The 13,596-nt window shown below is 57.1% G+C and carries 10 protein-coding genes and 3 pseudogenes; 7 read left to right on the forward strand and 6 right to left on the reverse strand.

All coding sequences use genetic code 11. The features are described 5' to 3' along the window. Positions 1-13: 13 nt before the first annotated feature. The gene (locus O8B93_RS21665; RefSeq protein ID WP_269712055.1) at positions 14-772 is read left to right on the forward strand and encodes an autotransporter outer membrane beta-barrel domain-containing protein; all 759 of its coding nucleotides are present in this window, start codon (positions 14-16) and stop codon (positions 770-772) included. A 304-nt stretch (positions 773-1,076) separates the two neighbouring features. Here the strand turns inward: O8B93_RS21665 and O8B93_RS21670 are convergent, their stop codons facing one another. Further along, the gene (locus tag O8B93_RS21670) at positions 1,077-2,003 is read right to left on the reverse strand and encodes an alpha/beta hydrolase (RefSeq protein WP_269711944.1); all 927 of its coding nucleotides are present in this window, start codon (positions 2,001-2,003) and stop codon (positions 1,077-1,079) included. Between the two features lie 294 nt (positions 2,004-2,297). Then, entirely contained in the window at positions 2,298-2,975 is a 678-nt protein-coding gene (locus tag O8B93_RS21675; protein WP_269711945.1) for a hypothetical protein, read from the reverse strand. A gap of 95 nt (positions 2,976-3,070) precedes the next feature. On the opposite strand from O8B93_RS21675, the pseudogene O8B93_RS28010 reads away from it, so the two are divergent. Further along, positions 3,071-4,512: pseudogene (locus O8B93_RS28010) on the forward strand (IS1182 family transposase). A 202-nt stretch (positions 4,513-4,714) separates the two neighbouring features. Here O8B93_RS28010 and O8B93_RS21690 read toward each other — a convergent pair. After that, the gene (locus O8B93_RS21690) at positions 4,715-5,239 is read right to left on the reverse strand and encodes a DinB family protein (protein WP_269711948.1); all 525 of its coding nucleotides are present in this window, start codon (positions 5,237-5,239) and stop codon (positions 4,715-4,717) included. 100 nt (positions 5,240-5,339) lie between these two features. On the opposite strand from O8B93_RS21690, the gene O8B93_RS21695 reads away from it, so the two are divergent. After that, complete coding sequence (locus O8B93_RS21695; protein WP_269711950.1) at positions 5,340-5,930, forward strand: TetR/AcrR family transcriptional regulator; 591 nt, start codon at positions 5,340-5,342, stop codon at positions 5,928-5,930. A gap of 11 nt (positions 5,931-5,941) precedes the next feature. On the opposite strand, the gene O8B93_RS21700 is transcribed toward O8B93_RS21695, so the two are convergent. Both O8B93_RS21700 and O8B93_RS21705 read right to left on the reverse strand, forming a co-directional pair. Then, positions 5,942-7,135 (reverse strand): MFS transporter, encoded by a 1,194-nt coding sequence (locus tag O8B93_RS21700; protein WP_269711951.1) that lies wholly within the window; start codon positions 7,133-7,135, stop codon positions 5,942-5,944. 363 nt (positions 7,136-7,498) lie between these two features. After that, a pseudogene (locus tag O8B93_RS21705) lies at positions 7,499-8,223 on the reverse strand (Ti-type conjugative transfer relaxase TraA); the annotation flags it as partial. Between the two features lie 205 nt (positions 8,224-8,428). On the opposite strand from O8B93_RS21705, the gene O8B93_RS21710 reads away from it, so the two are divergent. The 4 genes and pseudogenes from O8B93_RS21710 to O8B93_RS21725 all read left to right on the forward strand — a co-directional run bounded on the left by O8B93_RS21710 (position 8,429) and on the right by O8B93_RS21725 (position 12,350). Then, positions 8,429-8,827: a VOC family protein gene (locus O8B93_RS21710; RefSeq protein WP_269711952.1), complete on the forward strand. Its 399-nt coding sequence runs from the start codon at positions 8,429-8,431 to the stop codon at positions 8,825-8,827. A 193-nt stretch (positions 8,828-9,020) separates the two neighbouring features. Then, the gene (locus tag O8B93_RS21715) at positions 9,021-10,121 is read left to right on the forward strand and encodes a serine hydrolase domain-containing protein (protein ID WP_269711953.1); all 1,101 of its coding nucleotides are present in this window, start codon (positions 9,021-9,023) and stop codon (positions 10,119-10,121) included. A 420-nt stretch (positions 10,122-10,541) separates the two neighbouring features. Then, entirely contained in the window at positions 10,542-11,384 is an 843-nt protein-coding gene (locus tag O8B93_RS21720) for an isocitrate lyase/PEP mutase family protein (RefSeq protein ID WP_269712056.1), read from the forward strand. A gap of 136 nt (positions 11,385-11,520) precedes the next feature. Beyond that, positions 11,521-12,350, forward strand: a pseudogene (locus tag O8B93_RS21725) (MBL fold metallo-hydrolase). A 61-nt stretch (positions 12,351-12,411) separates the two neighbouring features. Here the strand turns inward: O8B93_RS21725 and O8B93_RS21730 are convergent. Further along, positions 12,412-13,518: a Fic family protein gene (locus tag O8B93_RS21730; RefSeq protein WP_269711954.1), complete on the reverse strand. Its 1,107-nt coding sequence runs from the start codon at positions 13,516-13,518 to the stop codon at positions 12,412-12,414. Positions 13,519-13,596 lie beyond the last annotated feature (78 nt).

Here is a 13,596-nt window from a genome sequence, read left to right on the forward strand (position 1 = left end):
GGTTAAAGCCTGAATTGCCGTAACCCGCCATCAGACCGGTGGATTTCTCGTCGGCGTCGATACCACCTTCGATGACTTCAGGCTCGGCCTGATGGCGGGTTACGGCAATTCAGGCTTTAACCCGCGCCAAAACGCCTCATCGGGATCGAGCGACGATTATCACCTTGGTCTCTATGCCGGCACGCAATGGGGCAATCTAGCTTTCCGCTCCGGCCTTGCCCATACTTGGCACGAGCTTGATACTCGCCGCCGCGTCGTGATCGGAAGCTTAGAGGAGAGGCTTGATGCGAGTTACGGCGCCGGCACACTGCAGGCCTTTGCCGAGCTCGGATATCGCTTCGATGCGACGGCGGTGTCTTTCGAGCCCTTCGTCAATCTCGCTCACGTGGCCCTTCGGACTGCGGGGTTCACAGAAGACGGCGGGGCCGCCGCGCTCGACAGTTCAAGCCACACCACCAATACCACCATCGCCACACTTGGCCTGCATGCCGAAATGGATATTCGCTTGGGGGAAGCGAATGCCACCCTGCGCGGCATGTCGGGCTGGCRGCATGCGGCCGGTGATACCGTTCCGCTGACGACGCATACTTTTGCGGGAGGCGGCGACTTCACCGTCGCCGGCATCCCGGTGGCGCGCAACGCCTTCATCTTTGCTGCCGGGCTCGACTACGACCTCAACCCAAGCTCCACTCTCGGTATTGCCTATTCCGGCCAGATTGCTGAAGACGCCCAACAGCATGGGGTCAAAGCGACGCTATCGGTGAAGTTCTAAAATCCGCTTCCTACGGTGCGCCGGCATCCTTGCACTTCACGCTTTGAAAGCACGGAACGGCAATGCCGGAAATTCCTGCGATAAATGGCCTGCCAATTGCACCCTCGCCCATGGAACAAGGCTACATGGCGTCCATAGAGCGCCGGCGACCTCTATGACCGCTTCCGACCCGATTGCGGCCGGTCGATGATAGGAGACGAAGACGACTAAAGCGGAACATCTAGGTCCCTGTCATTTTGAATCATTTCTGCCGCAGGTTTCAGGAATTGTGCGACAGCTTCGTTCCAGTTTTCGATGCGATTTGTCAGTGTACTCTCAGAAGGTACTCCAAGCCCTGCGTGAAGCCACGCGGCGCGACGGTGAGGTGATCCTCGTCGTCGAAGACCGCTGACTTCAATTGCAGGTTCGGATACTTTCGACTCTGCAACGCTAGTTCTAAAGCCCGGTTGTCGGCGACCATATCTACCGTCTGGTTGTAGCGCAGGTCACCTTTGCGCTGCGCCTCATAGGCGCCGACATAAAGATAGACCTTCGCCGGCAGGTCCTTGTTCTGTGCGGCGTAATCCGTTTCGAGCTTCAAGGTGTGGCGCTTGTCGTACCAGAGAGAGGGGCTACCGAGGATATAACCGCTAAACAAGCCAGGTTCCGTGAACAGGATCTGTGCGCCAAGCAAAGCACCGTAGGAGTGGCCAAGGAAGAGCGATCTGGCGGGATCGGTCCGATAGCGGGCGGCGATAAATGGTTTCACCTGATCACCCAAATAACGCTGATAGGCCCGTCCCTGCCCATGGATCGCACCAGCAGGTGCGCTTTTTGGACCGTTCGACGTGGGGGTGTAATCGCGCTGACGGCTGACCTTGCCATCCTCACCCTTTCCATAAGACAAACCGACAAGAATGAACTCCTCGATCCGGGACCCTTCGACGTTCAGACGGCGGCCGATCTGCCGGATGATAGGGAAAGCGTAGTCAGCATCGGTGACGTAAAGCACGGGGTAACGCCGCCGAGGTTCCTTCGCATAGGACGGTGGTAAAGCGACGAAGACTTGGTAAGTGCGACCCGAAACCGGATCGGGCACATCCCAGACTTCGCTATCGATGATCTCGTATGCACGTCCCTCTCCCAACTGAGCTTTTGGAGTCGACTGAGCGTACGTGTGCGTCGGACCGCTAGGGACGCTGAAGCCGGCGATGACAGCTATCAGTAAGGGATTCAGAAAGCATCGTCGCATGTGAAGTCTCCGCGCGTGGGATTACTATGGTGTCGACCACTAATGGCGTACCCGCGCGGCATTAAGACTAAAATTTTATCGAATGGATTCGTACTTAACGAAACGTGACGGCTGAGATTGGTGGTTTTGGCTTTCAGCCAGCCAAGCCGTAAGGCTGTCCGTAATTTGTCGCAAAAACTAGGCAGACCGTCCGAAAACCCTTATCAGGAACCGCTCTGAGGGTTTTCGGACGGTCTGCAGGATATTTGCGACGAAAGCCTCGCGTCGTTATTGGCTATCACGAACGGGGAAAATTCATCGGCACTGCCACCGAGGTACGCAGTTCTGTTCTGGAAGCCCCGTGACGGAGAAACGCTCATTAATCTCGGAGAGTTCTTGATCGTTGACCAAGGTCACCACCCCATTCCCGATGCTGAAGGCATTCCTCGCAGATTCCACTCGGATGAGAATGGGGTTTAGCCGTTGAGCCAGTTCCGACGGCAATGCCATGCGAACATTGCCCAGATCGGCTGATAGACACTGGAGAGCTTCCTCTTCCGAGAAATCGTCATCTAGCAGGTGATCGAAGTCCGCACAGGCTTCAACGAGCTTGATGTACGCAAACTCGGCAAATGATCGGGCGCACCATTGGAGTTTGCCAGAGTCATGAAAGATCAAAGCGACCGGAGCCATGTCAGGCGTAATAGGAACCAGACTGTAGCAGTCACCAGCACCGCCCCGCCCGAAGGGCAGAAAGCGCATACCGTTTTGACGATCGGGATTTAACCACCGACCGATATTATCTTGCGATTGATCCGCATTGAGCCATTGAAAATCATAGATACTGGCAAGAGCCGGCGGTGAATTGAGCATTCGTTCCCGCCACGTCTCTTGCCAGTTCTCATAAACTGTCAGGCCACTTTCTACCCAATGTACCAAGAGCATTGGGAGAGGAATTCCCGTTTGGTCAGAAATCGATTGGTAGCTATTCATCGCATCACGTTTCTCGTCTGTCGCAAAATTCCCGCAGGCGGTCTAAAAACCTCAACGGAGATTCCTTACGCTAGCCTGCCATGATATATTTCTCCATGGCACATCTACCAGGAACAGACCGCTCACAACTACTCCTTCTGCCTGAATCAGTGGACGATTATGTCGGACCGGATAATCCAGTTCGCTTCATCGAAGCCTTAGTTGATGGCCTTGATCTTGCCTCTGCTGGGTTCATGCGCGTGACGGCGAAGGAGACGGGTCGTCCGGGTTTCGATCCTGCCGATCTGCTTAAGCTGTACGTTTACGGCTATATCAACCGGGTGCGTTCGAGCCGGCGGCTGGAGGCCGAGACGCATCGCAATATCGAGGTGATCTGGCTGCTGCGGCACCTGAAGCCGGACTTCCGCACGATCGCCGACTTCCGCCGGGTGAACCGCTCCGCGTTTCGGCAGGTGTTTCGCGAGTTCGTCATCCTATGCTGGCAACTCGACCTGCTCGGCCGGGAGTTTCTGGCCGTTGATGGCACGCGCATCAAGGCGGTGAACAACAAGGATCGCAACTTCACGCGCAGGTCGCTGGCGAAGTTCATCCGTGAGGCGGACGAGAAGCTGGCCGACTATATGAAGCGGCTCGACGAGAGCGATGCCGATGAGGGCAAGGTCGGCGGCGACACTGGTCCTGACGGTCGTGGTGGCAACCTGCGGAGAAGATCGCGGCGATCAAGGGCAAGCGGGATCGCCACAAGGCGCTGCTGGACGAGCTGGATCGCACCGGCGAGGACCAGATCTCGCTGACCGATCCCGATGCCCGCGCCATGGCGCGCATGACCAAGGTCGGCGTCGGCTACAATGTCCAGCTCGCCGTGGATGTGAAGCACAAACTGATCGCCGAACAGGAAGTCAGCAACCAAGTTCTCGACATGGGGCTTCTGGCGCCGACGGTCGAGGCGGCGATGAACACGCTCGGTGTCGAAAAGATCGAGGCGGTTGCCGATCGCGGTTACTTCAAGATCGAGGATATCGAGGCCTGCGAGAAAGCGGGCATCACCGCTTATGTGCCCAAGCCGATCCGCGGTCCCGCCGTCGCTCAAGGCTTCTTTTCCAAGGAGGACTTCAGCTACGATCTGGAAAAGGACGTTTATCTCTGCCCTGGTGAACAAATGCTTTCGCCGCGTCATTTTGGTAAATCGCGCGACAATGTGAAGATCGATTACGTCAATCGCGATGCTTGCAAGGCGTGTCATCTGCGCGAACGCTGCACCAAAAGCTTCCGCCGCGTCTCACGACTGGAGAACGAAGCCGTCCTCGACCGCATGGCGGCGCGGCTTGCCGCTCGACCGGACATTCTCGACCGACGACGCGAAAGCGTCGAGCATCCCTTCGGCACGATCAAGCAATGGATGAACCAGGGCGCATTCCTGATGCGTCGGCTCGACAATGTTCGTGGCGAGTTCAGTCTGACCGCGCTTGCCTACAATATCCGGCGAGCCATCACTCTCATCGGCGTTTCCGGTCTGATAGCGGCAATACGGGCATAAGATGCCTTGTTTTGCGCTGACACTGGCAAAAAATGGGCCTGCCACACGCCATCAAGGCCGCCCAAGCGCCCCGGAGACGGAAAATCCTCGAAATTGACTAAACTGCTGCCGTACACGCCGGGAACAAGCTACCCTCTATCGCGCAAAGAGTTCTCGGACGGTCTGTAGGAGTTGCGCGACAACACCGACGTGGGCTTGTCCTTCAGGCGGGAACGAGCTGCTTGCCGCCCTGTTGCCGCCGCGCTGGCTCGCTCTGGTGAAGATAAACGGCGAACGTATCCCACGGCGGGGTGATCGAAAGCTGCCAGAGAATGCGGCCCACCTCGCCCCGGTGATAGCCTCCATGCAGAGCAACATGGGTCAGCATTTCCTCGCGGGTCATATAGCCCTTGTCGCCATCGGTGAAGGCGAAGGCGACCGGTTCGGACAAGATGGCGGGAGAGACCGTGCGAAGATAGTCAAGATACCATTGGTCGGAGGACGTGACGGCGCTTAACAGCTCGTCCAGCGCCGGGGTTTCTTCAAGATTGTCGGACGTGAAGCCATGTGGGACGCCTTGGAGATGTCCGGCGAATATCCGCGAAACCACATAATAATGGCTGATCAGCCGAAGGGCGGTTTGCAGCTCCGTGCCGTATTTTTCCGCGTCCACGCTTTCCAGCTTCTTGAACAAGTCGACATTGGCCCAGGCGTGATAACCGTAAAGCGTTTGGAGCAAGGTACTCATTGCCACCGATCCTTTCGCGAGTTAGAAATGTGAGCAAGTCCTTCACATTCTCTCCGAGACAGGTTTCTTGTCTACTCGCATTGCAAAACGACCGTCCGTGATGCGCAAGGAGCCGCGACAGGCCCGATCCCGGGCGACCGTCGAAACGATCATCCAGGCCGGGGCTCGCATTCTGAGCGATGAAGGGTGGGTGGGGTTCACCACGAACCGGATCGCGGAACTGGCCGGCGTCAGTATCGGCTCCCTTTACCAATATTTCCCCGACAAGCTCTCTCTGGTCGATGCCATCCGCCATCGTCATCTGGACGATAGCATGGCGGTGATGCGGAACATTCGCGCGGACGGACTTTCTCCCGCAGAGTTCGCCTTGCATCTCGTCCGGGCCGTGGTCGCGGCGCATAGCAAGTATCCGGGCCTACATCGCGTCCTGCTGGACGAAGCTCCCAGTTCCGAAGAGTATCGAAACCCCAATAGCGCATTCGAGATTGAATATCTGTCCTATTACGCCGAGGCCGTCGCCACATACCGAAAGCGTCAGCCCAATTTGGCCGACCATGTTGCCGGTCGTGTGATCTCGGACGCGATTGACGGCGTGATCCACAATGCGGCGCGACGGGGTGCGATTGAGGACCAGGCAATGCAAAGAGAGTTGGTCCGCTTGATCGCCCTATACCTCGCGGAGCCGAATTAGATTCTCGAAGGTCAGGAATTCTGCGATTGCATTCCTTGCGTTTCTGAAGACGGCCGCCGGCGCAGATGGTAGAGGAAAACCAGTAGGAAAAGCGCGCAGACGCTGCAAGCGACGAGGAGGGCGAGGGTAGGCTTGGCACCAGCCCCGGCCAAAAGTCCCGACAGAACCGGCGCGGCAACAGCGCTTGTCAGGTTCATCGGCAGCGCTATCGTGGATATGGCGGCCGTGTAGTCGGCCTTACGGTAGAAGACGAGCGGCATGGTTGCGCGAGCCACCGCGAAGGCTCCACTCCCGATCCCAAAAACAGCCAGACAGGCCACCACGGACCACGGCACAGCACCGAAAATCAGAAGTATCATAAGCCCGGCTGGGATCATCGCTCCGGCCGCTATTCCGGTTGCCAGCGCGTCCCATCGCTTTCCGCCAAGCAGATCGATCAGGCGTCCGCAGACCTTGAGAACGCCAAGGAGGGATGCCATGCCGATTGCCCATGCCGGTTCTGCTCCGAGCGTGCCGAACAGTTCGATTCCGGTGGCCTCCATGCCGAACGTGACGAAGCTGTTCAGTGCGATCGCCGCGACGAGGAGCCAGAAAATGCGCCCCTTTCGCACTGCGCCGCTGCCTTCCGTTTTCTCCTGCGTGGTTCCGCCAACTTCGGGCAGTCCCAGCCAGATCAGTGGAGCGATGATGGCGATCATGCCTCCGGCATAAATCTGTGTAGTGCCGCGCCAACCAACCAAATGTTCCAGATACGCCGTTACCGGCCAAAACACGCTGCCGGCAAGGCCGGTGACGAGCATCAATGTACCGATCATCCCGCGCGCGCGCTCATCGGCAAAATCGGCTAGGTAGATGTAGGCGGCGGTTGTCAGAAGCATCGCGCCAGCCAAGCCGATCAGACCCCACGCGATCAAGTAAATCGCCACGGATTGGGCTGCTCCGACACTCGCTAAGCCCAAGCCGATCAGCACAGCGCCGACCGTCATAATTCTACGTGCGCCGAAGCGGCGAAAAGCCTTGCCGACAACCGGAGCCACCAACCCCATGACAACGAACATGACCGTGGAACCTATGAACGCCATCGGCAATGTCGTTCGCAGGTCTGCGGCAATATCCGGGGCCGTAACGGGAAGTATGCTGACGACACCCCATGCAGTGATCTGCGTAAAGGCGAGGATAACGAAAACAATCAGATTCCGACTCATCAAAACACGTTACGGCATCAGTATGTCAGTGCGAATGCATCCTTGCGCTGTTCCCTGAGAAAATCCATTCACATGCAGCCATTCAACACCCTTAAATATAATAGAGGATATTTTACATCTCCACAGGTTGTAATTAACCATTTTTTTAATAGCGCGCAGCCTAAGCTACGCAAAGGCATGACGCTAACCTGCGATTGAGGGTCCCGAATGAGCCGGGGGATAGTCTATTCTCACCGAAGCCGGCGTCATGATCTCATCAGTCAATAATATTTCCAGCAGTTCCGTCGCTATGTTGTTCGGGACGTCGGGAGCCGCGTCAACGGGTTCCTCCTCAGCAGCATCCAAGATTCTCGCGGACGCGACAGCCGCGACCTCGGCCGGATCGCGGAAGACAGACCGCCCCACCGATTCCACGGCTTCAAATCGCTGTTCGAACGCCGGCATGGCCTTTTCGCGGGCGACATCTTCAATACTGCGATCATGTCGGGTGATCGCCGGCACCAGAGGCTCGGGCTTGCCGGCCTCGGCCGATCCATACCCCTGCGCCTGGCGATCGCTATGCTGCTGCGCACGACCATCGCCGGCGCCAGCCGGCGACATGACATCCGACCAGCTGATGCGGCGAAGATCCGCATGCAGATCCTGCGCGAGTTCTGCGCTGGCTTTGCGAACAGGCCCGGCCAGATCGCCGGCACGTTCCTCGTAAACCTGCTGACGATCAGATGGCCGGTCCTGTTCATCCCGCACCGGATGGGCCGCGCGGGACAAAACGTCTTGGCGCTGCTTTTGGGCGGGAGCAAGGTCGATTTCGCTTCGAACTGTTCCGCGATCCCGCGCCGCTCGGCAAATTCTTTGATGTAATCCAGCGTGGTTTCTTTCGCGCCGGAACGCGACAGGCGGCTTTCGAGCTGCGGGTAAGCCAGTTCGCCACCCTCCACGACGCGCCACGAATTGTGCTCGGTCTGCGTGCCGTCCGGAAGGGTGACGGGAGTGGCCCCTTCATGCTGCAGGCCGATCCTGTCTCCGATCGCAGGCGAGGCCTCCTGCAGGGCGCGCTTGAGATCGACGCCCCACACCGTGCGCTGATCGGGGTTTGAGTAGCAACGGAGCAGAAAACCTACATAAGACTGCTTATCTCGCAGAAACATGACGGCAGGGAGTTTGTCGGCTATAGGTTTCTGCACGGGTATTTATGAATTTGACGACTTTTTCGGGAATTTTTGTGATCTGGTCCGCCGAGTCACATCAAACCGGGGTTTGTTGTATAGGCCAGCATCAAAAAATGGAGGACGAATGCTACACCACGCTTCACTAGGTGTTTCCGATATCGAACGCGCCGCTGCATTTTACGATGCAGCTCTTGCCTCACTTGGATACGTCCGGGTCTGGGAAGATTTGCGGCCGGGAGAGGCTGACCAGGCGATCGGCTATGGGCCGGAGGGTGGCGGCGATAAGCTTGCCATCAAGTTCAGGCCCGAGGGGCAGCGTCCGCCTGGGCAAGGCTTTCATCTTGCTTTTACCGCTCCGGATAGGAAGGCTGTCGCCAACTTCCATCAAGCTGCGCTCGATAACGGAGGGCGAGACAATGGTGGCCCAGGATTACGCGCGGACTACGGACCACACTACTACGCCGCCTTCGTCGTCGACCCGGACGGACATCACATCGAGGCAGTGTTCAACTCAGCCCCGTAAATCCGAAGATGGATGGAACGGCCCTGTGATCCTTATGTAGGTTTTCTGCTCCGTTGCTACTCAGGCCCCAGGTTGTAAAATAGCGCTGTCGCCTAAGCTGAAAGCTGGCTTGCCTGACGGCCACGTTGATAGGTTGCCAATGACGATCCGAGCAAATCGAAGAAAGATCCTCAAGTACATGGGAGCAACGATAATGGTCGGTACGACCCCAGCCATCGCAGACGGAAAACATACCGATTGGCAGATTGCCGTTTCGGGTGAGACAGAGTTCAAATCCGACCCCGCAACGCGTTTCGATGATCTGGCGAAAAGCGGAAAGTTATCGGGTGTGCACGGAGTTGTCGCCTTGCGCGGCGGTCGTATCGCCTTTGAACGTTATATCGACGGCAACGACATGAGTTGGGGACAGACGCTAGAAAATGTGAAGTTCGGGCCGGAAACCCTTCACGACATCAGATCCGTTACGAAAAGCATCGTCGGTCTACTCTACGGTATTGCGCTCGCTAAGGGGCGAGTGCCGGCGCTCGACGAGCCGATCATCGCGCAATTTCCCGAATATGCTGATCTTGGCCGTGATCCCGAGCGCGAGCGTATCACCATTCGCCATGCACTGACCATGACGCTGGCCATGGAATGGAACGAAGACGCCCCCTACACCGATCCTGCCAATAGCGAGATTGCTATGGAGCAAGCGCCGGATCGCTATCGCTTCATTCTGGATCGGCCGATCCTTGCCAAACCGGGAAGAGGCTGGATTTACAGCGGCGGAGCGGTTGCGCTGATTGGCAAGATCATTGAGCGAGGCACCGGGCAGAGTTTACCGGACTTCGCGAAAGAAGTGCTGTTTGATCCCCTCGGCATCGACGCCATGGAATGGATCCGAGGCCAGGATGGTGAGCCATCGGCTGCATCGGGGTTACGGCTGTCGCCTCGCTCACTGGCCCGCATCGGGCAGGTGATCTTGCAGGGCGGCGAATGGCAAGGCCGCAGTGTCATTCCAAAATCCTGGCTCGATGAAAGTTTCCAACCTGCCGCCATCGTTGATATTGGCTGGCGGGGAATGCATTACGGTTATCTCTGGTATCTCGGCGAGGAGGCTATAACAGACAAGACAGGAACCTATGGCGAGCGTTTCATCGCTGCGTTCGGCAATGGTGGGCAACGGCTGTTCGTCTTCCCCGGTGTTGACTTTGTCCTCGCCATCACCACCGGCAATTACAATTCCCCGGATCAGTGGGTGGCACCTGCCGCGCTGTTGTTTGACGTGTTCCTGCCCAGCCTCACTAAGACGTGAAAGCGGGCGTCTTTTCGTTCCTATGACGGCTAAACACCATTAACATTTGGGATTGGGAAGTCGTGTTGCGGCTTCAGGCTGAATGCCCGCCATGAAGGGCATTTTCGCCAACATCAGTGATCCGAATACCGCCGCAGAAGTTGTGATCGAGCTGTTTGGCGCAAATGCCGCGACCGCTGTCGCGTACTGCGCCCTTCAGGCTCGCGCAGACCAACGAAATGAAGACTGCAGGTTCTGGTTTGAGCCTTTCTGCCCTCTCACCGGGCTGCCATTAATGCGGGACGCACATTGGCCGAGCAACTGGTGAGCTTACCTCTCACAAACGAGCAGGCCGCAGTTGCGCCCACGCAATTCGATACGAGTTCCTTTTTTGTTCCGATCATGATATGCGTGCGTTCGAACCACAGAAGAGGCGCGGCGATGTCGAACCAGCAGATCAAATTCAATCGGTTAAAGGCTCTCCACGAAGGAAGGCAAGCGTTCGTCATACCCAATCCGTGGGATGCCGGTTCGGCTCGTCTGTTAACCAGTCTAGGCTTCGAAGCCCTCGCCACCACTAGCGCCGGTTATGCGTTCTCGAAAGGCAAGAGGGATTCCTTTGCAGGTCTTTCCAGAAGTGAGATTCTTGAGAATGCCGCCGAGATTGTCGGCGCGACAGAGCTTCCCGTCTCTGCCGACCTCGAGGACGGCTTCGGAGCCGCGCCGGAAACCTGCGCCGAAACCGTTCGTCTGGCTTGCGGAGTCGGCCTAGTCGGCGGATCAATCGAAGACGCAACAGGCGATCCCGCTGTTCCAATCTACGATCTTTCCCACGCCGTTGAGCGCATCCAGGCAGCATCGGAAGCAACTCGCGATCTGCCCTTCCTGCTGACCGCCCGGGCCGAAAATTATCTTTGGGAAAAGCCTGATCTGGATGACACGATCAGACGGCTTCAAGCCTTCTCCGAAGCGGGGGCAGATGTCCTTTATGCTCCCGGCCTTCCAGACATCGACGCGATCAGAACGGTGTGCCAGGCTGTCGACAAGCCTGTGAACGTTGTCATGGGGCTTAAAGGACAGAGCTATTCCGTTGCTGAGCTGTCCGAAGCTGGGGTGCGCCGCATTAGCGTTGGCGGCTCGTTCGCGCGGACCGCATTCGGCGCTTTAATAAGCGCAGCGCAAGAGGTGAAATCGGTTGGCACTTTCACCTATGCGGTGGATGCGATCCCCGCGCCGGTCATCAGTCAACTCATGTCACAGGACAAAAGCTCCGACCGGACATGAACTTTTCGGCTCTTATATCACGCGATCAACTGAATAAAGATTGTGAACCTTCGGCAGAATGGCAATTAGCTCGGGCGTGGCGGCATGGCGTAGGCGATGCCGACAGACCGTGAGACAGGCAGACGAGGACTTGAGGATGACGTACTTTATCTGCATTACATGCGGCACACAGTTCAGCGAGAGTTCCGAACCACCGGCAGCCTGCCCGATCTGCCAGGACGATCGCCAATTCGTGCCGCAAGCAGGCCAAGAGTGGACGAACAGTGCAGCGCTGAGCCAGACGCACAGCGTCATCTGGAACGAGGAAGCGCGCGGCATTCACAGCCTGCAAATCTCACCTCACTTCGGAATTGGTCAGCGTGCCTTTTTAATCGAAGGACCAGAGGGCAACATCCTTTGGGACTGTCTCAGCCTAGTCGACGAAGCAAGCAAAGATCGACTTTCTGCCATGGGTGGCTTGAGCGCAATCGCCATCTCCCACCCCCATTTCTATTCATCGATGATCGAATGGAGTGCAGCCTGCGGCGGCGTGCCGATCCATATCCACGCTGATGACGGCGAATGGGTGCAAAGATCCGGCGCGGCCCTAACGTGTTGGACGGGCGAGACGCTGCAGCTGGGCCTGGCGACCATGATCCGATGTGGTGGCCATTTCGCGGGCAGCTCTGCGCTTCATTGCCCCTGGCTCGAAGGTGGACGCGGCGCACTCTTCGTCGGCGACACAATGCAGGTAACCATGGATCGCAAATGGGTCAGCTTCATGCGCAGCTACCCGAACCTCATTCCGCTCAATGCCCATACCGTGAGAGAAATTGCGCAGGCGGTGCGGCCATATCGATTTGAGACCATTTATGGAGATTCCCTGGCAGAACGATCGAAAGCGACGGGAATAGTGCCGTGGAGCGGTCCATGGAAAGATATTTGACCGCCATTGAAGGCCAGCATGCATCTATGACTGCATCCTGATTCCGAGCGCCTTGAGCGGAATCGAACAGCCGTTCACCTAGTGCTTTTGCCTAGCACCAATTCATTTCTTCAGCGACAGCGTGTACCGGGTATGCCGACGTTCGCCTGTGCGCGTCAGTGCACCGATCTCTACGAGCTGCTGAAGGTCGCGTGTTGCTGTAGCACGGGATGTGTCTGTGATCGAAATGTAGTTTTCGGCGCTTAGCCCCCCCTTGAAGCCTGCCGTGCCCTCTTTGAAGATGCGCGCGACTACCTTTTCCTGCCGCTCGTTCAGCTGGCCCCGAAAACGATCATAGAACTTTGCTTTCTGAATGAAGAAATCGATGCGCTCAAGCGTCGCCCGTTGAGCATCCAGGACCGTTTCTGAAAAGAAAATGAGCCAGCCGGTGATATCAAGCATGCGCTGGTGCCGCTCAAGCTCGGAATAGTAGGCCTTCCGGCGCTTCTCGATTGTAAAGGCGAGAGAAATGAGACTTGGCTGCCCTATGTTTTGCGATAGGGATTTCTCAGCGAGCGCGCGCCCAATTCGGCCGTTGCCATCCTCAAATGGATGTATGCTTTCAAAATAAAGGTGTCCTACTGCGGCGCGCGTCAAAGCTTGAAGCGACGTTTGACCATCTGGCCCAGATTGATTGAACCATGTGATGAAGGTCTCCATCTCAGTGGTAACCTGGCGAGACGGGGGAGCCTCGAAGTGGATTGTGGGCTTGTCCAATCGACCTGACACGATCTGCATGGCGTCTTCGTGCGTGCGGTAAGCACCAACCGTTTCAATATATCGATTTCCGGTCATCAGCATTGAATGCCACTGGAACAGTCCCTCGTGACGCAGCGGCCCATGCCAACTTCGATAGACATCCGCCATCATCTCGGCGATCCCCCGCTCCTGGGGGCCGATCTGTCTGTCATCAGTGTTTAGCCCGAACTGTCGGCGGAGTGACGACTGGACGCTCACGCGGTCGAGATATTCACCCTCAATCTCTGAGGTCTTGACCGCTTCGTCGCTCAGCAACTCAATGCGAAGTTGGTTGCTATCGTCCTCGTTGAAATGTCGAACAGCACCGATAACCTCGCCCGCGGACTGCAGGAATTTCTGCTCCAACGTTACCAGGCTTGCGGTGTCGTATCTGAAGTTTGGCCAATCCGTGTTTTGCCAGTTCCATTTCATGAGTTATAGCGCCTCTCTCTATAACTCATAATTATTGCCAGAAATGAGCTATTGCAAGCCCGTCTATCGCTCGGCACC

Source organism: Martinezella rhizogenes (assembly GCF_027460065.1).
Lineage (GTDB): Bacteria > Pseudomonadota > Alphaproteobacteria > Rhizobiales > Rhizobiaceae > Agrobacterium > Agrobacterium rhizogenes_C.